This is a genomic window from Alcanivorax sp. IL2 (assembly GCF_047495475.1).
In the GTDB taxonomy this organism is placed as follows: domain Bacteria; phylum Pseudomonadota; class Gammaproteobacteria; order Pseudomonadales; family Alcanivoracaceae; genus Alcanivorax.
This window is the reverse complement of the sequence record NZ_CP179932.1, coordinates 1705195-1724710: the sequence shown is the minus strand read 5'-3', so window position 1 is coordinate 1724710 and position 19516 is coordinate 1705195. Positions and strand designations below refer to the sequence as shown.

The 19516-nt window shown below is 60.0% G+C and carries 18 protein-coding genes, 1 tRNA gene and 1 other RNA gene; 6 read left to right on the top strand and 14 right to left on the bottom strand.

Annotated features, from left to right (window positions below; genetic code table 11):
• Nucleotides 1-133: 133 nt before the first annotated feature.
• An RNA gene (ffs, locus tag ACMG4N_RS08065) (signal recognition particle sRNA small type) lies at nt 134-230 on the bottom strand.
• 170 nt (nt 231-400) lie between these two features.
• Here ffs and gap point away from each other — a divergent pair.
• Nucleotides 401-1417 carry a type I glyceraldehyde-3-phosphate dehydrogenase gene (gap, locus tag ACMG4N_RS08060; protein ID WP_297766325.1) on the top strand — a complete coding sequence of 339 codons (1017 nt, stop codon included), beginning with the start codon at nt 401-403 and terminating at the stop codon, nt 1415-1417.
• Between the two features lie 99 nt (nt 1418-1516).
• Here gap and ACMG4N_RS08055 read toward each other — a convergent pair whose 3' ends face one another.
• The 5 genes from ACMG4N_RS08055 to ACMG4N_RS08035 all read right to left on the bottom strand — a co-directional run bounded on the left by ACMG4N_RS08055 (nt 1517) and on the right by ACMG4N_RS08035 (nt 6042).
• On the bottom strand, nt 1517-2035 hold the full coding sequence (locus ACMG4N_RS08055; protein WP_297766322.1) for a hypothetical protein: 519 nt from the start codon (nt 2033-2035) through the stop codon (nt 1517-1519).
• Between the two features lie 228 nt (nt 2036-2263).
• Nucleotides 2264-2713 (bottom strand): Hsp20 family protein, encoded by a 450-nt coding sequence (locus tag ACMG4N_RS08050; protein WP_297766319.1) that lies wholly within the window; start codon nt 2711-2713, stop codon nt 2264-2266.
• A 168-nt stretch (nt 2714-2881) separates the two neighbouring features.
• The gene (locus ACMG4N_RS08045; RefSeq protein WP_414433266.1) at nt 2882-4936 is read right to left on the bottom strand and encodes a carboxypeptidase-like regulatory domain-containing protein; all 2055 of its coding nucleotides are present in this window, start codon (nt 4934-4936) and stop codon (nt 2882-2884) included.
• Nucleotides 4885-5550 (bottom strand): 2OG-Fe(II) oxygenase, encoded by a 666-nt coding sequence (locus tag ACMG4N_RS08040; RefSeq protein ID WP_414433265.1) that lies wholly within the window; start codon nt 5548-5550, stop codon nt 4885-4887. The genes ACMG4N_RS08045 and ACMG4N_RS08040 overlap by 52 nt, the downstream gene beginning before the upstream one ends.
• A gap of 24 nt (nt 5551-5574) precedes the next feature.
• The gene (locus tag ACMG4N_RS08035; RefSeq protein WP_414433264.1) at nt 5575-6042 is read right to left on the bottom strand and encodes a YbjN domain-containing protein; all 468 of its coding nucleotides are present in this window, start codon (nt 6040-6042) and stop codon (nt 5575-5577) included.
• A 167-nt stretch (nt 6043-6209) separates the two neighbouring features.
• On the opposite strand from ACMG4N_RS08035, the gene ACMG4N_RS08030 reads away from it, so the two are divergent.
• From ACMG4N_RS08030 to ACMG4N_RS08010, 5 genes are all read left to right on the top strand, one after another.
• Nucleotides 6210-6896, top strand: a complete 687-nt coding sequence (locus ACMG4N_RS08030; protein WP_297766307.1) for a hypothetical protein — start codon at nt 6210-6212, stop codon at nt 6894-6896.
• A gap of 277 nt (nt 6897-7173) precedes the next feature.
• Nucleotides 7174-7722 carry a PadR family transcriptional regulator gene (locus ACMG4N_RS08025; protein ID WP_297766304.1) on the top strand — a complete coding sequence of 183 codons (549 nt, stop codon included), beginning with the start codon at nt 7174-7176 and terminating at the stop codon, nt 7720-7722.
• Complete coding sequence (locus ACMG4N_RS08020) at nt 7719-8531, top strand: DUF1853 family protein (RefSeq protein WP_414433263.1); 813 nt, start codon at nt 7719-7721, stop codon at nt 8529-8531. The genes ACMG4N_RS08025 and ACMG4N_RS08020 overlap by 4 nt, the downstream gene beginning before the upstream one ends.
• Nucleotides 8528-9562: a DUF2804 domain-containing protein gene (locus ACMG4N_RS08015; RefSeq protein WP_414433262.1), complete on the top strand. Its 1035-nt coding sequence runs from the start codon at nt 8528-8530 to the stop codon at nt 9560-9562. Before ACMG4N_RS08020 ends, ACMG4N_RS08015 begins: the two co-directional genes overlap by 4 nt.
• Nucleotides 9556-10074 carry a DUF4282 domain-containing protein gene (locus ACMG4N_RS08010; protein ID WP_414433261.1) on the top strand — a complete coding sequence of 173 codons (519 nt, stop codon included), beginning with the start codon at nt 9556-9558 and terminating at the stop codon, nt 10072-10074. The genes ACMG4N_RS08015 and ACMG4N_RS08010 overlap by 7 nt, the downstream gene beginning before the upstream one ends.
• Nucleotides 10075-10204: 130 nt before the next feature.
• On the opposite strand, the gene ACMG4N_RS08005 is transcribed toward ACMG4N_RS08010, so the two are convergent.
• From ACMG4N_RS08005 to alaS, 8 genes are all read right to left on the bottom strand, one after another.
• Complete coding sequence (locus ACMG4N_RS08005) at nt 10205-12355, bottom strand: acetyl-CoA hydrolase/transferase C-terminal domain-containing protein (RefSeq protein WP_414433260.1); 2151 nt, start codon at nt 12353-12355, stop codon at nt 10205-10207.
• Nucleotides 12356-12375: 20 nt separating this feature from the next.
• On the bottom strand, nt 12376-12705 hold the full coding sequence (locus ACMG4N_RS08000) for a DMT family transporter (RefSeq protein ID WP_297766287.1): 330 nt from the start codon (nt 12703-12705) through the stop codon (nt 12376-12378).
• Nucleotides 12706-12713: 8 nt separating this feature from the next.
• Nucleotides 12714-13718: a CobW family GTP-binding protein gene (locus ACMG4N_RS07995; RefSeq protein ID WP_297766284.1), complete on the bottom strand. Its 1005-nt coding sequence runs from the start codon at nt 13716-13718 to the stop codon at nt 12714-12716.
• A gap of 3 nt (nt 13719-13721) precedes the next feature.
• Nucleotides 13722-14756 carry a dihydroorotase gene (gene pyrC, locus ACMG4N_RS07990; RefSeq protein WP_297766281.1) on the bottom strand — a complete coding sequence of 345 codons (1035 nt, stop codon included), beginning with the start codon at nt 14754-14756 and terminating at the stop codon, nt 13722-13724.
• Nucleotides 14757-14970: 214 nt separating this feature from the next.
• Nucleotides 14971-15060 (bottom strand) — tRNA-Ser (locus ACMG4N_RS07985).
• Between the two features lie 103 nt (nt 15061-15163).
• Nucleotides 15164-15352, bottom strand: a complete 189-nt coding sequence (gene csrA / locus ACMG4N_RS07980; protein ID WP_011589077.1) for a carbon storage regulator CsrA — start codon at nt 15350-15352, stop codon at nt 15164-15166.
• Between the two features lie 211 nt (nt 15353-15563).
• Nucleotides 15564-16790, bottom strand: a complete 1227-nt coding sequence (locus tag ACMG4N_RS07975; protein ID WP_297766272.1) for an aspartate kinase — start codon at nt 16788-16790, stop codon at nt 15564-15566.
• A gap of 93 nt (nt 16791-16883) precedes the next feature.
• Entirely contained in the window at nt 16884-19484 is a 2601-nt protein-coding gene (gene alaS / locus ACMG4N_RS07970) for an alanine--tRNA ligase (protein ID WP_414433259.1), read from the bottom strand.
• Nucleotides 19485-19516: the final 32 nt, after the last annotated feature.

Here is a 19516-nt window from a genome sequence, read left to right as displayed (position 1 = left end):
CCGGTATTCGGCGGAAAAGAGGTGTCTCATGAAGGGCTTAATGCTAACGAAGTTCCTGCAGGGAAGACAGTGCAGAAGGCGTGTTCGGTAAAAGCATGCCGGGTATCGGGGGGGGGGGGAAGATTGGAGGTCTTCCCGCCAGCCACACCCCGGCACACGAGTCCACTGCTACCGTTGCTCCCTTCCGGGCCTGGCGGAGTTCACAGTCTGTCGTTGCGGGGGGACCGACGGGTCGACCATTACGCGCCTGCGACCGGAGCCGCAGAGCGAGGGCGCATTGTGGCCAAAGCGACCGGCCATTGCAAGATACGCCCTGTCCATCTGCCTAAAGCTTGATCAGGCTGGCCGTGGTGACAACCCGGGTCTACACTGAAAGTCTATGGTGGACGGAGAGTGTGCCATGACAAGCAGCAAGAAGATTCGCATTGCCATCAACGGCTTTGGCCGCATCGGTCGCTGTATTGTCCGGGCGATCAGTGAACATCCCGCCGGTGACCGTTTCGAACTGGTTGCCATTAACGATCTGGCAGATTTTGATGTGCTCGCCCACTTGCTGGCATTCGACAGCACCCACGGCCGCTGGCCCCACTCCGTGCATTACGACGGCAACCACCTGGAAATCAACGGCCACCGAATCCCCTGTTTCGCCGAAAGCCGGCTGGAAGATCTGCCCTGGAAATCGCTGACACCGGATCTGGTGATCGAATGCGCCGGCAAGTACAAGAGCCACGACGCCCTCAGCGCCCACCTTGACGCTGGAGCCCCGCGGGTACTCGCCAGTTATCCGGTGGACGACGCCGACGCCACCGTGGTCTACGGGGTCAACCATTCGGTACTGAACCGCGAACAACGGATTGTCTCCAACGCCTCCTGCACCACCAACTGTCTGGCGCCCATGGTGGCAGTGCTCGACCAGGCCTTTACGGTTCGCCAGGGCCTGATGACTACCATCCACAGCTATACCAACGACCAGAACCTGGTGGACAAGGCCCACGGGGATTTGCTGCGCGCCCGGGCGGCGGCGGTGAACATGATCCCCACCAGCACCGGCGCCGCGAAAGCCGTGGGGCTGGTACTGCCCCATCTGAAAGGACGACTGGATGGCCTGGCGGTGAGGGTGCCGACCCTGAATGTGTCGCTGGTGGATTTGACCGTCACCCTGGAGCAGGTGGAATCCCTGGAACAAGTCCATGAGGCACTGAGCAATGCGGCCCATGGCGATCTGCAGGGCGTATTGGCGGTGAATCACCTGCCGCTGGTCTCCAGCGACTTCAACCACCTGCCCTACTCCTGCGTGGTAGATACCAATCACAGCCGATTGCTGGGCCAGCAGCTGAAACTGCTGGCCTGGTACGACAATGAATGGGGATTCAGCCACCGCATGCTGGATGTGGCAGCGTATTGGATGGACGCCTGAAACCGGGCGTCAGCATGATCAGGCCCGTTGGAGCCTTGCTTGCAAGGCGAAGGGTTCAGTCACGCCATTCGCCTTGCGAGCAAGGCTCCAACAAAGGTCTTAATCAAACGGACTGAAGTGCTCCTCGCGGCCGGCTTCTTCCGCTTCGTGGCGATGGCCCTGCATGACTTTTTCCACCTTGCTGGCCTGCACCTCATCATCGGCATCCACCATCATCAGGTAGTCACCCTGCTCCACCCGGTCAAGATAGGGCGTCAGGTGATGGTTGCGGGACGATACCCCGCGCAGGCCACCCAGCCAGGCCCCGAAACAGGTGCCGAACAGGGTCACGCCGATGATCGCACCGGTGTCCAGCTGCATGCCCCAGGGATCCGCACCAGCAAGCAGAAACCCGGCCGCCAGGCCCACACCCATGCCACCCAGCGCTCCCACAAAGCCGGAGTGCATGATATCGGTTTCTTCCCAGGGGGTAGCTGTATGCACATGGGCCTGGGCCATGGCCGAGCTGTCATTGCCCATCACATGCAGGCGGTTTTCACCGATCCCCGCCAGGCGCAGATCTGTGGTTATCCCCTGAACAGAGGTCAGTGATTTTGCGAAGTAATACAGACGTTTCATTGCATGCCGCTCCCTGTGGCTGACAATGGATTGGGTTGGCAGAGTTCCGGCCCTCCTGGCCTGGATAACAACGACTCTGCACTGATCCGGTGAGCATGATCAGTCTCCGCTTAAGACCCTTTGGTTATATCGGGCCGATGCCGCTACGCATCGCTCCCAAACTAGCAAAAAGGGGCCTTATCGGCCCCTTAACTATGTCACAGAAAACGCGTCACAAAGTGCAACGATTTAATTACGATTTGTTGGCGATTGTTCACCTTCAACGGGGATTATCCGGGGCTTTTTTTCCTCGGGAACCACACGGTTCAGGGTCACCGTGAGCAGGCCATCGTTAAGGCCGGCGCCGTCCACTTCCACGTGGTCCGCCAGCTTGAAGGTACGCTCGAAGGCTCGCCGGGCGATACCCTGATGCAACCAGGTACGCTCGCCGTCATTCTGCGGTGGCAGACTGCCGCGAATGCGCAGTTCGTTTTCCTGTACCGTGATCTCGATATCATCGCGGCCGAAACCAGCCACCGCCATCACGATACGGTAACGACCATCGCTTTCGCGGATGATGTCGTAAGGCGGATAACCGTTGGACTGGTCCGCGCGCAGGGCGGCATCCAGCAGTTCATCAAAACGATCGAAGCCCACGGAATGGCGAAACAGGGGGGCAAGGGAAAATCCGGTATTCATCACACATATCTCCATACTCTTCAGCAGACCCACAGGTTCTTTCGGCATCCACTGAAAAAAGGTTTACAGAATTGTGCGTGACACGGAACCGCTGCCATCCACGATGTCAGCAAGGTTCCAACCGGCCGGGTTGTCACAGTGAAATAAATGGGGATGGTGGAAAAACTTTCAAGACCCGGGAAGAATTTTTACCGAGGTCTGCTGGGGTGTAATCATAAAATCGGCAGGCGCATTATCAGGCAGTGTTGTGGCCGTCACCGGGATGCGGGCTGGCTGACCATCAAAACGTACCGGCACCCGCACGCACAACCGCTCACCGGCGGTCACCGGCCAGCCGGCATTCTGCCCGCTTTGCCATTGCTCGCTGTCGCCGGAACAGGCCCGATCCATCAACAAACCACGCACCGCCGGGTGATCACTGTGGAACTGTACCTGCCCGGTCACCGGCGCGCGGTATTCAAAGGCCAGCACTGCGGTGCTCCCCGGTGGCAGTATCGTGTCATCAGGCGCCTGCCAGCCCGGTTCCGCAATCAGTCCCAGAGGCAGCGGCCCGGAGTGGCGATCGGCGCTGGCCGTCACCTGCCAGCGAACCTGGTTGCCATGGCGCTGACCCGGCTTGCCGTTCAGTGAAGGCAGTACCGGCAACGACCACCCCTGCGGCAAGGTGAGTGACATCCATAGTGCCTGGCCACGACTTTGCGCTTCCGACAAGCGGAACTGGAAGGCACCGGACGCAGCGGAGGTGGTGGTTTTTTGCCAGTCGCTGGCCGGATCCTGCAAGGTCAGCGTCAGTCCGGGCAGTGGGGCCTCGTCGCCATCGCGACGCTGATTGAAGGCCTGGCCGTCGCTCGCACCGTTATCCTCGAACAACACGCCGGTAACCCAGTGGCCGGCGGGACGGCAACGGAATCCTGCCTCGGCACCCGCCACCGTCAGGGACTGAAATCCTGACCACTGACGCTCGCCTCGCGACAGCAACTGGCCATCGCCACCCTGACCGCCCCCTTTGGCTCCGACGCCACCCGCGTGCTCGGGAGTAACCGCCAGTAAATCGGTGACCGGCAGATCCAGCCACAGGGTGCCGCCGCTACCACCGCCACCGCCCACATCACCGGCAGCACTGCCCGCTGCGCCGCGTAGATCCAGCGCCCCCTGACCCTGCAGGCCGGCGGCCCTGATCAACAGAAGCCCACCTCCGGCGCCGCCCTGACCGCCATCACCCTGGCGTCTGGCGGCAGCACCACCGCCACCGCCCAATACCAACACCCGGGGGGCAGGATGACCACCCCGGCCACCGCCTTCCGCCGGCAGGCCATGGCCACCGGCAGACCCGTTGCCACCACCGCCACCATTACCCAACCGCTGGTGGGATAAATCCAGGCCATTACCTCCGCCGCCAGCATTGGCCGGTGCGCCGCGCCCCATGTCGCCACCGGGATAACCGCCACCGGTATCCATCAGCAACACCGGCGTGCCAGCAAGGCCTTCGCCTTTGCTGGCGTGATGGCCGTACGCGGCTTGTCGATCCTGAACCGACGGCGCCGGGTAGCGCCAATCAGCCGGCCGCCCCAACGCGCCCTGCAACGACAACGCCGGCCCCCCGCGAAAACCGGCACCCGCCACCGACAACCGGTGCCCGTTCAGGGTAACCTTGCGTCGCACATCCAGCGCCAGCACCCCACCGGTGCGACCATCCCAGGGCAGCGCCCGGGCATCCTGCTGCAACGAGAAATGCTCGTACTGGGGAACCCGCACCAGTTGCCAACGACGGCGCCCTTGCTCACCACTGGCCGGTGCATTTACATAGCTGTGCAGCAGGCCACCACCGGCACCCTCGCCCTGAATCCACACCTGCTCTCCCTCCACACGATCCACCCGCACCCACTCGGCCACCAGGCCATGCCCCTGAAGCTGGCCATAACCAGTGCGGTTGGCAGTGTTCATGGAGGCGCTCTGCACTTGCAGTAGCAGAGCCAGGTCACCGGCATGCAAAGGGATCTGGCCGCGTTGGCGCGTCAGGGGAAAGGTTCGGGTGCCGGGAGAGAGAGTCTGGGTATCGGGGCCGGTGAAATAGCTGTTGATCAAGGCATCACTGCCACCCTGGCCATCGCGACCGGGGTTGGCACAGACCGCCGCCCACGCGCCACTCTGCCCCAGCAGCAGGGCAATTATCAGCGTGGCGGATCGAGCCAGTCGGCGGTGGTGTTGTTGCAGCGAAACCATCCGGCAATACTGTAGCGTTCCCGGGTGGCTGCCAAGACTTCATGGGGAATTTTCTCGCTGAGGAACGCCACCAGGGTACCGGCGCGGGGCTCCACTTCGGTGGCCACCCCCTGGGCATCAGGTTCCGGCCACAGCCGCAGGCGCCCGCCCCACTGGCTCTGCCACCCTTCGTTGAGGTACAACACCACGGACAACAGGCGCCCGTTATTGCCATTAAAGGCATCCAGGTGACGCTGGTAATAATCACCGGGCCCGTAAATGGCAAAGTGGGATTCCAATTCGAACAGCCCCATGAACAGGGACCGGTTCACCGCCACCCGCAGGCTTTCCAGCCCTTCCAGCAACTGACACTGGGCCAGGGTTTCTGCTCTTAGCCAGCAGGTACGGTCGCTGCGGACCCGGGTATCTTTCTGATGCACCTGGCGCCGACCAATACCGGCCAGCTGAAACTCACCTTGCCGGTCACGCAGTTGCGCTTCCTCGCGCAGGGCTCGCACCAGCGACAAAGGGACATAACCGGGCGAAATGGCATAGCCATGCTGGACCAACCCGTCGATCAGTCCGTCCAGGCGATCGCCGCCGACGCCACCCAGTGAATCCGCATTGTCTTGCACCGCAGTGCCTCCCGAACCGAATCGTTAGTGCAGAGCCTCACCGGCACCGCTGTCCATCTCGTCCGGCCAGATCAGCCAGTTAAACTCCTGGCCTTCATCCAGCAATTGCACCGTGGCATCCACGGTGGCCTGGACAAAGTAGATGAACTGCTCGAAGGAAACGCCGTGACGGCCCAGCAGCAGGTCGCAGGCAACCAGCCGGGGCAGAGAATCATCGCTCACATCCAGGAACAGCTTGATGGACGGATACGCCATGTTCAGCCGGGTCAGCTCCGCCTGCACGGCGAACAGGGCCGACGGGCGCAATTCCAGCTCGGTGGTCAGCAGGATGCCATCCTCTTCCACGAACAAACGGGCATCCACCACCCCTTCTCGCTCCTGCAGCTCGGACAGATGTAGCCCGTGGCAGTGCTCACAGATGTAATGCCGAATATTCGCTTGCTGGAGCCACTTTTTTACCTGCTCCGCATCCGCATTGACTACGCCTAACATGATTTCTCCTAGCCTACCCCGCAGGGCGCGAATCATCTTCCATTGGAACACAAAAGGAAATAGCTGAGTCGTGCCATCAGGAATAGTCAGGCCACACCAGTTTCGGTCATTTGAGCCCGCGGTCAGGCTGGGTATGATTCCTTATCCCTTGCTTCAGGACCCGAATAATGACAATACCGCACGTTGCCTTCCGCTCAAGCGATATCCTGCATGAGAAAACCGACGGTTTTATCCGTCGTATGCATGGTGGCGCCTCCCGGCCAGAGCCCAAGGAGATCGAAGCGATCATGGGCATCTTCATCGACGAGGCCCTCACCGCCTTTCTGACCCGAGCCGCCGAGGCAGCCCAGTTATCCCCGGGGATGATGAAAGTGGTCCGCATGACTACCCAGACCATCAGCAAGACCACCCACCTGGTGGTCAGCCGCAGCGCCAAAAAGCTGGATCTGCAGCAGAACCGCGCTGCCGCTGACTACATGGATCTGGTTCGTCAGCCCGCTCCCGGCGAGGATTTCTGGTACGTGGCGTTCCCGGTGGATGAGGAAATGGCGGCCCTGGGAAAAAGCCTGCCCGGTCTGTGCGAAGAAAACCCCGAAAAGGCGCGAAAAGAGCTGGTGCGCTACCTGCTGGCGCTGACCGATCAGGCCATCGACTGGTACTTCGAGCGGCCCATGGCCTTGCTGCAATTCGGCCCGGTGCTGCGCAAGTTGGCCAGTATGGGCGTGGAAACTACCCGCAAGGCATCACGCAGCCTGATCAACAACCTGGTCCCCAAACTGAACGCTGAACAGCTCAAGGCCTCCGCGGAGTTTCAGGCAAGCCAGTTGATCCCGCTTACTCCCCGCTCCTCCTGATCGGCAAAATCCGAAATCCTGACATTACTGACAGGATTTCGGGTTACTTCTTTTGCTTCGCGCCTTGTAAGCCTGACAGAAACAATCTTTTCCTTTATGGCCTGCTCGGCCTACAGAGTGCATGCCTTTTGATAACAATTACTTACATTGCACTTTGGCTGTGGTGTAAGTTCACCAAGTTTTTACAAAACTACTTATTCAACGGATTGCGCAGCAATAACACGGCTCTCTACTATCAAAATAGTATTACGTCACATAATAAAACGAGGAGTGAGCCGTGTCTTTGCGCCATGCCATACTTGTCCTGCTTCAAGATCAGGAAGCCAGCGGTTACGACCTCGCTCGCGAATTTGCTAACAGCATCGGGCTGGTATGGAACGCCACCCATCAGCAAATTTACCTGGAGCTGGGAAAACTCAATGACCAGCATATGGTGAAATTTCGCCATATCCCCCAGGATGGCAAACCGGACAAGAAATTGTACCGGATCACGGAAGAAGGCCGCGACGAGTTGATTCGATGGCTTCGAAAACCCGCAGCCCCACCGCGCATCCGCGACGCCTTTATGGTAAAAATTGCGGGTGGCGCCCTGTCGGATTCGTCGTCGATCCTGCGCGAGCTGGATGACCAGGCGGATCTGCGTCGTGAACGCCTGCATACCTTCGAGGCCCTGGCCAAGAAGCTGGATGAACAGGGCCGTGAAAAGGATCTGTTTACCTATCTGACCCTGCGCCGGGGTATTCTCGATCAACAGGCCTGGCTGCACTGGGCTGATGAGGTAAAAACGGCATTAAACAAACGCGAGATTCTATCCACTTCAGTATGACCACAGCCTCTCATACACCAGCTGGCCTGTTGCGCTGGCTGGTGGAGGCCCCATCCCTCCTGCCCTGCCCCTCTCCCTGCAGTGATGCCGGCGAGCTGCTAAAACGCGAATACCAACTCGACCCGGGGTTGCCGGAACGAGCCTCACTGCGCCTGCAGGCACACACGCCAGCGAGACGACTGGGGTTGATGTTCGAGCAATGGGTCTGCGCCCTGGTGGATGCCAGCAACAATCTGGAGCGAATCGCCAGTAATCTGCCCTTTCGCCACCAGGGCCGCACCCTCGGGGAGCTGGACCTGCTGGTCCGCGATCATATGGACGGAACGCTTTGGCACTGGGAGCTGGCCCTGAAATTTTACCTGGGCACAGAGCAGGCCTGGTTTGGCCCCAACAGCCACGACACCCTGGACCGCAAGGCACGTCATCTGTTCGACCAGCAGCTGCCGCGTTCCTCCATGCCGGAAGTGCGCGCCCAGCTTGCCGAGCAAGGTTGGCAACCGGATGGCACTGCCCTGCTGAGCCGGGGAAGGCTGTTCTACCGGCAGCATACCCCCACCTCGGGCCAGCCACCCCACCCGGGCCATGAACGGGGCTGGTGGCTACCCAGCGATGCGCTGGATGACGGCGAATGGTCAATTGTTGAGCGGCCTTACTGGCCCTGTCCATTCATGTCGGACAAAAGTACCACTTTGATTGCTACCCCCACCCTGATTGACTATGTTGAAACCCGTCAACGCCCCCTCATGGTGACCCAACGCCACCGTGATACCCCGGGGTTTATTGTTCCTGTCAGCTGGCCAAACACATGAACTTTCAGCCTCAACCTCCGGCACTGGTAGACCACCAGGGCCAGGTCGCCCTTGGCGTATTTCCCGAGACCGTCGCCACCATCAACGGTCGCGATGCGGATTACCGCACCCCGATGGGCCAGCCAGCGCCACGTTTTGCCCGGCATTTTCATTACAAGCAGTTCCAGTATTTCGGCGTTATCAGTCAGGATTTGCTGGCCGGCTGTGCCCTCGCCCATACCGCCTACCTCGGGATGGCGTTTTTTTACATCTTTGAACCCCGCACCGGGCGCTTACGGGAATATACTTGGCGCTCGCCGCTGGGCCGGGAACTGAACATGTCCACATCTCCACGGCACGGTGAAAGCCGTTTTCAGCGCCGCGGCGTGGATATCCGCCTGGGCTATCAGGAGCAGGACGGCACCCTGAGCAAAACCCTGCGGGTGGACCTGAAAGACCTGTCGCTAGATGTACAGATGGACGAGGGGCCGGAGTATCAGCCCATGTCCTTGTGTACCCGCACCGGCGTCAATGGCTGGGTGTACGCCAATAAAGTTGCCGGTCGCACTGTCACCGGCACCCTGCAGCAGGACGGCAACCACCAGGATCTGGCCGAGCTGGGCGCCAGCGGCCACCACGATTTTTCCGCCGGTTATATGCGTCGCGAGACATTCTGGAACTGGGCATGCCTGTCTGCCCTGATCGGCAACACACGGGTGGGACTGAACCTGTCCTGCGGCGTAAACGAAACCACATTTTCAGAAAACTGCCTGTGGGTGGACGACCAGCTGGTCCCTACCGGCGGGGTGATCTTTGAATACAACCGGGATGATCTGATGCAACCCTGGACCCTGCGCAGTCAGTGCGGGCAGGTTTCGCTTCGCTTCACCCCCAACGGCAATCATCGCGAACGGATGAATCTTGGCCTGTTTGCCAGCAATTTCAACCAGCTGTTTGGCCGCTTCGATGGTGAGCTCCGACTCAAGGACGGACGCTCCCTGACCATCGACGGGCAGTACGGTTTTGTCGAGGAGCAGTACGCAAAATGGTAGAGAATAATCAGCAGAAAACGTCGGAAAAACTGCCGGAAAAGTTCGGCGACCGTATGCGTCGCGGACTCTTCTGGGTGGTGCAGTACTGGCGCGAGCTGTTCAATTTCAAGTTCGACAAGTACATGATTATCCAGGTGCTGCCCGGCGTGTACGGTATCGCTCTGGTGGCCATTGCCTGTGGCCTGATCTATGTCTGCGTGGAAGCCTTTATGGCTTCGACCTGGCGCGGGCTGTTCTACTTTTTCTTCGCCGCACCACTGACGTTTCTGGTGCTGGCATCGATACTGCGTGCCCTGCTGGAATTTTACATGGTGGTGTTCAAGATTTCCGAACATGTGGACGAACTGGTAGGCCTGAGAGATACCGTGGATCGCCTCTCCGGCATTGGCGACAGCGTCGACGAAATGGTAGCCGTTACCCGTCGCATTCCATTCTGGCGGGTGCTGTCCAGCAGCCCCGGCAAAGCACGCTCGAAGAAAGCCGATCAGGTAGAAGAAAGAAAAAGCGCTTAGCGTATTTTCCTGTAGGAGCGGCGCTTGAGCCGCGAACAGGGTTAGGGGGTGGCACTAACGTTTTTGTGCCGTGCCATTACCGGTTCGCGGCTCAAGAGCCGCTCCTACAGTCCGATTGCCAACCACAATATCAACGCGTGGCTTCCAGCGCGGTGAGCAGCAGACGCTGGTAGAGGTGGGCACGGATTCCGTGCGGATCGGCCAGCGAAATTCGTTCCAGTTCGGCAGCAAAATCGCTTTCGCTTCCCTCCTCAAACAACGCCTTGCGACCCAACTTCAGATATTCCTTCTGGCTGACTTTTTCCTTCAGCCAGGTCAGCGCCTTGAGCAGCTGTTGCTCAACATCATTGAAATCCGAACCCAGCGGGAAGGTCGGGAACGCCTTGTCGCCATGCCGCTCGGCGATTTCGTGCAGGTGCTCCGGATTGTTGCGCCGATGAGGCTCGGGGATCTGATAATCCTGACGCAGTTTGCCTGCCGCCTGGGCTTCTTCCATCAGCTCGATCTGGAAACGACTGTCGGCTACATTGAGCATGGCCATCACCACTTCCTCGTCGGTCTTGCCACGCAGATCCGCCACCCCGTATTCGGTGACCACCACATCGCGTAAATGGCGAGGGATGGTGTTGTGGCCATAGCGGAACACCACATTGCTCATGGCCTCGCCGGCGCGCTCACGCCAGGCGCGGACCATCAGAATGGAACGGGCCCCTTCCAGTTCATGGGCCTGGCTGACAAAGTTGTACTGCCCGCCTACCCCACTGAGTACCCGACCATCTTCCACCTGGTCGGCCACCGCCGCCCCCAGCAGGGTCACGGTGAAAGCGGTATTCACAAAGCGGGCATCCTGGCGCTGCAGACGCTTGAGGGTTTCATCACCGTAAAGATGATTGATGAAGCTGATGTGGGTCATGTTGATGGCAGCCCGGCTCGCAGCATCCAGCTCGCGAAGACGCGCGTAGAACGCCTGGGGCCCCAGGAAGAAGCCGCCATGCATGACAACACCACCGGCAAGCTCTTCACCGAATACCGCCTTGAGCGCCTCCCGGGTAGCACGATCATCCAGATCGTTGGCCACACGGATATCGTTCGGCAGCACCAGTTCATCACCGTGCTTTTCAACATCACTACGGAAAATGCCGAAGCGCTTCAGCTGACGCAAGTGGTCATGATTGAGACGACGGCGAATGGCATCCTGCTCTCGCAGGGCATCCAGCAGGGCCAGTCCGGGCTTGGCCGGGTTGTGCATTTCCAGCTGCTGCAGGGGCGCCCAGTCATACACCGGGCGGCGAATAATGCCATCATCGATCAGCGTCAGCAGACCATGCGTCATCATCTCGCTGCAGCCGTACAGGCCCTCGCGGAAGGCGCTTGTGCCGCCTTCCTTTTCCACCAGCTGCTGATGGCTATCCGGCAAGGACCAGGCCTCGAGCAGGGATTGGTAGAGGTCGTTATCCTGCTCACGCAAGCGCAAATGATGCACCAGCGCATCACCCAGAGCACCGATCCCGATCTGCAGCGTACCGCCATCCTTCACCAGGGAACTGGCATGCAAGCCAACAAAGTGGTCCTGAATATTTACTGGCATATTCGGGGTGCTGAACAGGCGCGTATGCCCCTGAGGATCGTCCAGCAGGATATCCATGTCCGCCAGCCTGTCATCCACACGAGCATCGTTTTCCATAAAGGGCAGATCCCGGTGCACCTGCCCCACTGAGATGATGGTCTCGCCGGCATCCCGGCGCGCCTTGAGCAGCGGCATCAGATCCAGAGTCACCTCCGGATTGCAGGAAAAACTGTAGCAATCACTGCCCTCTTCCTGCCGGTGGGCCAGCATCTGCGCCACCACATTGATCTTGCGAGCATTGAGATCACGGGCCACGTGCGTGTAGTTACTGCTGATGTAATGCTGTTGGGCACTGTCACTGCCCAGCATGCTGCCCGGCTGCACAAAGAATTCGAAGACGCGGATGTTATCTGGCAGGGCACTGCGTTTCTGTGGCTTCAGGTAAGCCAGCTCTTCATAGTCACCGAACAAGCGATCGGCGAAAGGATTGAGAAAGCGTTTTTCCAGATCACTGCCGGCGCCGGGCTTGCCTAGAGACAAGGCAGTGTAGATATCCAGAGACAGGGAGGAATCTTTTTCCACCCGTGCATAGAGTGCATTCACAAACCGGTTCGGCTTGCCCAGCCCCAGTGGCATGGCCAGGCGGATTTCGCCACCGGTCTGCTCGATCACATAATCCACGGCCTGTTCGGCACTCTGCATCCGCTCTGTCACAGGAACTCCTTGTAAAAATTTCAGTGTCCGCTGGTCCGGGACACGAATGTCACCAGCACCACGCCGACAACAATAAACACCATCCCTACCACCGCTGGCAGGTCCGGTTGCTGACGGAAAAACAACGCACCCACCAGCGCAATCAATACAATACCGACACCGGCCCACACCGCATAGGCGATACCCATGGGAATCGTGCGCAGGGTCAACGACAACGCATAGAAAGCGATGCTGTAGCCCACCACGGTGACCACAGAAGGCCATAGCCGGGAAAAACCCTGGGAGGCATTCAAGGCGCTGGTCGCCACCACTTCGGCCAGGATGGCCACGGCAAGATACACATAGCCCATGTCAGATCCTATTCAGGGGTGAGCTGTGTCAGCAAGGTTTCCCAGTGTGCCAGTTGTTGTTGCGCAAAGTCAGCCTGGGGATGGCGGACAATCAGCACCAGCCGGCTTTGCCTGTCCTGATCCGGCCATTGGTTGAGCGGGCCCAGTTCCGGCTCCCGGCCTTCTACCCATTGCACCAACAAGGGTCCATCCAGCCCCTCCACGCGCAGCAGGCCCTTTACCCGGATCAGGGCATCACCGCATTGCTCGGCAAGCTGCTTCAGGGCAGCCTGCCACAGGGGCCAGGACAGCACGCCATCCCAGCGCAGGGAGGCACTGTAAAGCTGGTGACGGGATGGCTGGTTAGCCGGTTGCTGTGACGACAGCAGAGAGCCTCCGGATGGGACCGGCGCAAAACTGCCGGTGACCCGGCAACGACGGGGAAAGGACTGTGCCAGCAGGTCCACCGGGGCCGGTTCCGGGTAGATGCGCGCGGTGGGATTCAGCGCTGCCAATTGCACCTTCAAGGCCGCCAGGGCTCCCGGCTGGCATTGCTCCGTTTTCGACAACAACAGGGCATCGGCGGCGTGGATCTGTTCCAGCCACTCAGGATGACGTTCCAGGTTACCGGCTCCGGCCTGTGCGTCTACCACGGTCAGTACCGACTGGCAGAAAAAACGTTTCTTCAGCCAGGGATCCTGCTCCAGCGGTGCGGTGACACCAAAGGGGTCGGCAGCACCGGTGGTTTCCAGCACCAGCGTGGAAAACGCCGGTAGCTCACCATTCTTGCGGGCCATGAAGAGATTACGCAGGGTGCTGGACAGGGAACCCTGTATCACGCAGCACAGGCAACCGCCGGAAAGCAGGGTCACCGGCACCCGCCCCGGGCCGGTGAGGTGCTGGTCGATACCAATATCGCCCAGCTCGTTGATGATCACCGCCAGATCCTGGCGCTCTTTGAGCCAGCGGTTGAGCAGCGTGGTCTTGCCGCTGCCCAGAAACCCGCTCAGGACAACTACCGGCAAGCATTCCATCAATCAGCCCAGGGACCAGGGCAGTTGCTGACCAGCGTAGAAAGGCACCATGGCCTCTCCAGCCGCATCAATCACCTCGGGCACGGACCAGGGCTTGCGCACCAGGGTCACGGTGTCGCTGTGACGGGGCAACCGGTAGAAATCCGCGCCGAAGTGGCTGGCAAAACCTTCCAGCTTGTCCAGGGCGTTGTGCTGCTCGAGAAAGCTGGCATACAACGGCAACGCGGCCCGGGCGGAATAGCAGCCGGCACAGCCACAGGCGGCTTCTTTCTTGTTACGTGCATGGGGGGCGGAATCGGTGCCCAGGAAGAAACGGTGATGGCCTTCCAGCACCGCCTGCTGGATCGTTTCCTGGTGCTGGCGACGCTTGAGGATTGGCAGACAGTAGTTGTGTGGGCGCACCCCGCCCACCAACAAATCGTTGCGGTTCATCAGCAGGTGCTGCGGTGTCACGGTGGCAGCCGTCAGCTCGCTGGCCTCGCGCACAAAGTGAATCCCTTCTGCCGTGGTCACATGCTCGAAGACAATGCGCAGGCCGGGAAACTGGCGGCGGATATCATTGAGGTAACGATCAATGAAGACTTTTTCACGGTCAAAAATATCGATATCTGCATCGGTGACTTCACCATGCACCAGCAGCGGCACATCGTGCTTTTCCATGGCCGCGTAAAGATGAGTGATCTTGCCCGGGTCGGTAACGCCACTATCGGAGTTGGTGGTAGCACCGGCCGGGTAAAGCTTGAAGGCATGCACGAAGTCACTCTTCGCGGCCCGCTCCACCTCTTCCACCGGCGTAGTATCGGTCAGGTACAGCACCATTAACGGCTCGAAGGCGACGCCTGCAGGTACCTGAGCCAGAATTCGCTGCCGGTACTCGTCGGCCTGGGCCACCGTATTCACCGGCGGTGTCAGGTTGGGCATGACGATGGCACGGCCAAACACGTTCGCCGTGGCCGGCACCGTCTCGGCGAGCAGATCGCCGTCGCGGAAATGTAGATGCCAGTCGTCAGGGCGGGCGATGGTCAGGGTGTCAGTCATGGCGTCACCTTGGGTCGAAGTTTTTTCGGGGCACATAGTGTAGCGCAACTGCGAGGTCGGGCGGGTTGAAAATGTTGGCTTGTGAGTATGAGCACGACGGGTTAGCGCGGTTTTTGCGTGGCAGCCTGGATCCGCGAGGAAATCTGAGGGGCTGCGCCCTGCAAGCAAGGCTGCAACGAAAAACGCCCCGCAGTGCGGGGCGCTTTTGGATATATGGCGGAGAGGGCGGGATTCGAACCCGCGATACGGTAACCCGTATGGTTCCTTAGCAGGGAACTGGTTTCAGCCACTCACCCACCTCTCCGGAATGCGGTCATATTGTCAGTCTGGAATGTGGGCTCTTGCTGGCCTGTTTCCAAACTCGCCGCGCATCATAACGATTTTGCGGAGAAAATACAGCCCAAAAATCAGGCAGACTCACCGTCTGATGATTTTTCGTGCTGAATTCGCTGGTAGATTTCTTCCCGATGCACGGCAACCTCTTTCGGCGCATTTACACCGATACGAACCTGGTTACCTTTCACACCCAGGACAGTCACAGTGACTTCATCACCTACCATCAGGGTCTCACCAACTCGACGCGTAAGAATTAACATAATGATCCCTCCTGGGGTCCTTCAATTTCCGTGAGCGCATGCCGTACCTGAGGCTCGCGGGTTGCCGTCCTTGACGACTCCTTGGTGCGGGACCATTTACCCACCCCTGGCACGGGGGCGGTAGTATGCCTGAAGCGTATTCGTAAGTCTCGCCGTGAACAGGGGCGAGACTAACCGGTCGTCGCCCCGTACCTACCTGGCAGTATGTGGATCAGCTTGAAGGCTGATCCAGCTCGAAGGCGGAGTGCAGGGCACGTACCGCCAGCTCCAGGTATTTCTCGGCAATCACTACAGACACCTTGATTTCGGAGGTGGAGATCATCTCGATGTTGACCCCTTCGTTGGCCAGGGTTTCAAACATCTTGGAGGCGACACCAGCATGGGAACGCATACCCACACCCACCAGGGAGACCTTGGCAATCTTGTCATCGCCAATGATTTCCGGGTTACCCAGCTCTTCGGAGGCCTTGCGCAGGGCTTCCTGGGCACGAGCGAAATCGTTGCGGTGCACGGTGAAGGTAAAGTCGGCAGCGCCGTCCTTGCCCACGTTCTGCACGATCATGTCCACTTCGATGTTCTCTGCACTCACCGGGCCGAGGATCTTGTAGGCAATGCCCGGGGTATCCGGGGCGCCACGCACGATGATTTTGGCTTCATCACGGGTAAAGGCAATTCCGGAGATTACCGGCTTTTCCATATCAACCTCGTCGTCGACGGTAATGAGTGTTCCAGGACCATCCTGGAAGCTGGACAAGACACGCAGCGGCACATTGTATTTGCCGGCGAATTCCACTGAGCGGATCTGCAGGACCTTGGAGCCCTGGCTGGCCATTTCCAGCATTTCCTCGAAGGTAATGCTGTCCAGGCGACGGGCGTTATCCACCACACGGGGGTCGGTGGTGTAAACGCCGTCCACGTCGGTATAGATCTGGCACTCGTCGGCCTGCAATGCGGCGGCCAGAGCCACGGCGGTGGTATCGGAGCCGCCACGGCCGAGAGTAGTAATGTTGCCGTCGGCATCCACACCCTGGAACCCGGCCACGACCACAACGCTGCCGCCATTGAGATCGGCGCGCACTTTCTTGTCGTCGATCTCTTCGATACGGGCCTTGGAATGGACACTGTCCGTGCGCAGGGGAATCTGGCTGCCTGTGTAGGAGCGGGCATTGATGCCCTGCTTCTGCAACGCCATGGACAACAGGGCAATGGTGACCTGCTCGCCGGTGGAGACCAGCACATCCATCTCGCGCGGTGAAGGGTTATCGCTGACACCTTTGGCCAGCTCGATCAGGCGATTGGTTTCGCCGCTCATGGCGGACACCACCACGACCACCTGGTCGCCCCGTTTATGGAAGCCTGCCACCTTCTCGGCGACGGCTTGAATGCGGTCGACTGTACCCACTGAGGTACCGCCGTATTTCTGCACTATAAGGGCCATAAAGTCGCTTTATCTGCAAAAAAGAGCGCGTAACCTTAGCAGAAACGCGCCGGGATTTCATGTTGAGGGCGGAACCGCAGTCTTGACCGCAGCTTACGCCCCCTGCTCGGACACCCAGTTTTTCACGCTTTCCAGGGCCGCCGGCAGGGCTGCAGGGTTGTTGCCCCCGCCCTGGGCCATGTCCGGGCGGCCACCGCCGCGACCGTCCACCTGCTCGGCCACATGCTTGAGCAGATCACCGGCCTTGAAGCGGTCGGTGAGATCCTTGGTGACACCCGCCACCAGGGACACTTTGTCACCCTCCACAGCAGACAGCAGGATGATGGCGGAGCCCAGCTTGTCTTTCAGCTTGTCCATGGTCACCCGCAGGGTCTTGCCATCGGCACCGTCCAGCTGGGTCGCCAATACCTTCACGCCGGCGATCTCCTGCACCTCATCGGTGAGGTCGCTGCCGGCACCGCTGGCCAGCTTCTGCTTGAGGCGTTCGATTTCCTTTTCCAGCTCGCGGACTTTCTGTGCCTGGCTGCGCACCCGCTCGGCGGCGTTGTCCGGGGTACTTTTCACCGTGGCGGCGATTTCGCTAAGCGCCCGCTCCTGCTGGCGCATCACGCCCAGGGCATGCTCACCGGTGACCGCTTCGATGCGGCGCACCCCGGCAGCGGCGGACGCTTCCAGGGTAATACGGAACAGACCGATATCACCGGTACGGCTCACGTGGGTGCCGCCACACAGCTCCTTGGAGAAACCCTCGCTGCCCATGCTCAGCACGCGCACCTGATCATCGTATTTCTCGCCAAACAGGGCCATGGCGCCGGCTTCCCGGGCCGCTTCGATATCCATCAATTCCGTGGTCACCGGGGTGTTGGCCAGAATCTGGCGGTTAACCAGAATCTCGATCTGTTCGCGCTGGGCTTCGCTCACCGCTTCGCCATGGGAGAAGTCGAAGCGCAGGTAGTCAGACGCCACCAGAGACCCTTTCTGTTGCACATGGTCACCGAGCACGTTGCGCAGGGCGGCATGCATCAGGTGGGTAGCAGAGTGATTGCGCATGATGGCGCGACGACGCTCCACATCCACATAGGCAGACACTTTCTCGCCCACCTTCAGGCTGCCGCTTTCCACCTTGCCCAGGTGCACATGGGCCGCTTGGCGCTTCTTGGTATCGGCCACCGCGAAACGGTTGTCGCCCTGCACCAGGAAGCCACTGTCGCCCACCTGACCGCCGGACTCCGCATAAAACGGCGTGCTGGCCAGCACAACCATGCCCTCTTCGCCAGCCTGCAGGGCGTCCACCGCTTCACCGTCCTTGAACAGGCCGACGATCTCGTCGTCATCCGCCAGTTTTTCGTAGCCGGAGAACGCGGTCACCGCCTCGATGTTGAGACGGTCGCTGTAATCATTGGCAAAGCTGCCAGCACCACGAGCCCGCTCACGCTGGGCTTGCATGGCTTCTTCAAAACCGGCCATGTCCACCGTCAACTCCCGTTCACGGGCCACATCGGCGGTGAGATCCGGCGGAAAACCATGGGTGTCATAAAGATTGAACAGCACCTCACCGGGCAGTTCCTTGTCATCCAGCTCGGCAATGGCCGCTTCCAGCACCTTCATGCCGGCGGCCAGGGTGCGGCCGAACTGCTCTTCTTCCGCCAGCAACGCCTTCTCGATACGGGCCTGTTCGCGGACCAGCTCCGGATAGGCCTCGCCCATCTGTTCGACCAATGCGCCCACCAGGGTGGAGAAGAACGGCTTGTCCTGACCCAGCTTGTGGCCATGACGCAGGGCACGCCGGATGATGCGACGCAGCACATAGCCACGGCCTTCGTTGGACGGGATCACCCCGTCACAGATCAGGAAGCTGGCGGAACGGATATGGTCAGCGATCACCCGCAGGGATTTCTCTTCCATATCCTGGCAGCCGGTGGCTTTTGCCGCCGCCTGCAGCAGCGCCTGGAACAGGTCGATCTCGTAGTTGGAATGCACGCCCTGCAGCACCGCCGCGATGCGCTCCAGGCCCATGCCGGTATCCACGCTGGGCTTGGGCAGTGGCTTCAGCTCGCCGTCCTGCTGACGGTCGTACTGCATGAACACCAAATTCCAGATCTCGATGTAGCGATCCAGATCCTCGCCCTCGAACCCTGGTGGGCCGCCGGGCACATCTGCCCCGTGATCGTAGAAAATTTCCGAGCTGGGACCACAGGGGCCGGTGTCACCCATCTGCCAGAAGTTGTCTTCGTCCAGGCGGGAGAATCGCTCGGCGCTGACGCCCATTTCCTTCAGCCAGATATCCGCTGCTTCGTCATCGGACACATGCACGGTGACCCACAGCCGCTCTTCCGGCAGCCCCAGGGTGCCGGTGAGAAATTCCCAGGCAAACTTGATGGCTTCACGCTTGAAGTAGTCCCCGAAGCTGAAGTTGCCCAGCATCTCGAAGAAGGTGTGATGTCGCGCCGTGTAACCCACGTTTTCCAGGTCGTTGTGCTTGCCCCCGGCACGCACACAGCGCTGGGAGCTGGTGGCACGGGTGTAATCCCGGGACTCACGGCCCAGAAACACATCCTTGAACTGGTTCATCCCTGCGTTGGTAAACAGCAGGGTGGGGTCGTTATGGGGCACCAGCGAGGAGGATGGCACCTTGGCGTGCCCCTGGCTGGCAAAGTAGTCCAGGAAGGCCTGGCGTAGTTCAGCACTCTTCATAGGAGAAACATTATCGGCTGGCTATCAGAGAG

Bases quoted from the DNA above. Each gene is read 5' to 3' on its own strand.
- gap (WP_297766325.1), top strand. From the start codon at position 401: ATGACAAGCAGCAAGAAGATTCGCATTGCCATCAACGGCTTTGGCCGC.
- ACMG4N_RS08055 (WP_297766322.1), bottom strand. From the start codon at position 2,035: ATGAAACGTCTGTATTACTTCGCAAAATCACTGACCTCTGTTCAGGGG.
- ACMG4N_RS08050 (WP_297766319.1), bottom strand. From the start codon at position 2,713: ATGAATACCGGATTTTCCCTTGCCCCCCTGTTTCGCCATTCCGTGGGC.
- ACMG4N_RS08045 (WP_414433266.1), bottom strand. From the start codon at position 4,936: ATGGTTTCGCTGCAACAACACCACCGCCGACTGGCTCGATCCGCCACG.
- ACMG4N_RS08035 (WP_414433264.1), bottom strand. From the start codon at position 6,042: ATGTTAGGCGTAGTCAATGCGGATGCGGAGCAGGTAAAAAAGTGGCTC.
- ACMG4N_RS08030 (WP_297766307.1), top strand. From the start codon at position 6,210: ATGACAATACCGCACGTTGCCTTCCGCTCAAGCGATATCCTGCATGAG.
- ACMG4N_RS08020 (WP_414433263.1), top strand. From the start codon at position 7,719: ATGACCACAGCCTCTCATACACCAGCTGGCCTGTTGCGCTGGCTGGTG.
- ACMG4N_RS08015 (WP_414433262.1), top strand. From the start codon at position 8,528: ATGAACTTTCAGCCTCAACCTCCGGCACTGGTAGACCACCAGGGCCAG.
- ACMG4N_RS08010 (WP_414433261.1), top strand. From the start codon at position 9,556: ATGGTAGAGAATAATCAGCAGAAAACGTCGGAAAAACTGCCGGAAAAG.
- ACMG4N_RS08000 (WP_297766287.1), bottom strand. From the start codon at position 12,705: ATGGGCTATGTGTATCTTGCCGTGGCCATCCTGGCCGAAGTGGTGGCG.
- ACMG4N_RS07995 (WP_297766284.1), bottom strand. From the start codon at position 13,718: ATGGAATGCTTGCCGGTAGTTGTCCTGAGCGGGTTTCTGGGCAGCGGC.
- pyrC (WP_297766281.1), bottom strand. From the start codon at position 14,756: ATGACTGACACCCTGACCATCGCCCGCCCTGACGACTGGCATCTACAT.
- csrA (WP_011589077.1), bottom strand. From the start codon at position 15,352: ATGTTAATTCTTACGCGTCGAGTTGGTGAGACCCTGATGGTAGGTGAT.
- ACMG4N_RS07975 (WP_297766272.1), bottom strand. From the start codon at position 16,790: ATGGCCCTTATAGTGCAGAAATACGGCGGTACCTCAGTGGGTACAGTC.
- alaS (WP_414433259.1), bottom strand. From the start codon at position 19,484: ATGAAGAGTGCTGAACTACGCCAGGCCTTCCTGGACTACTTTGCCAGC.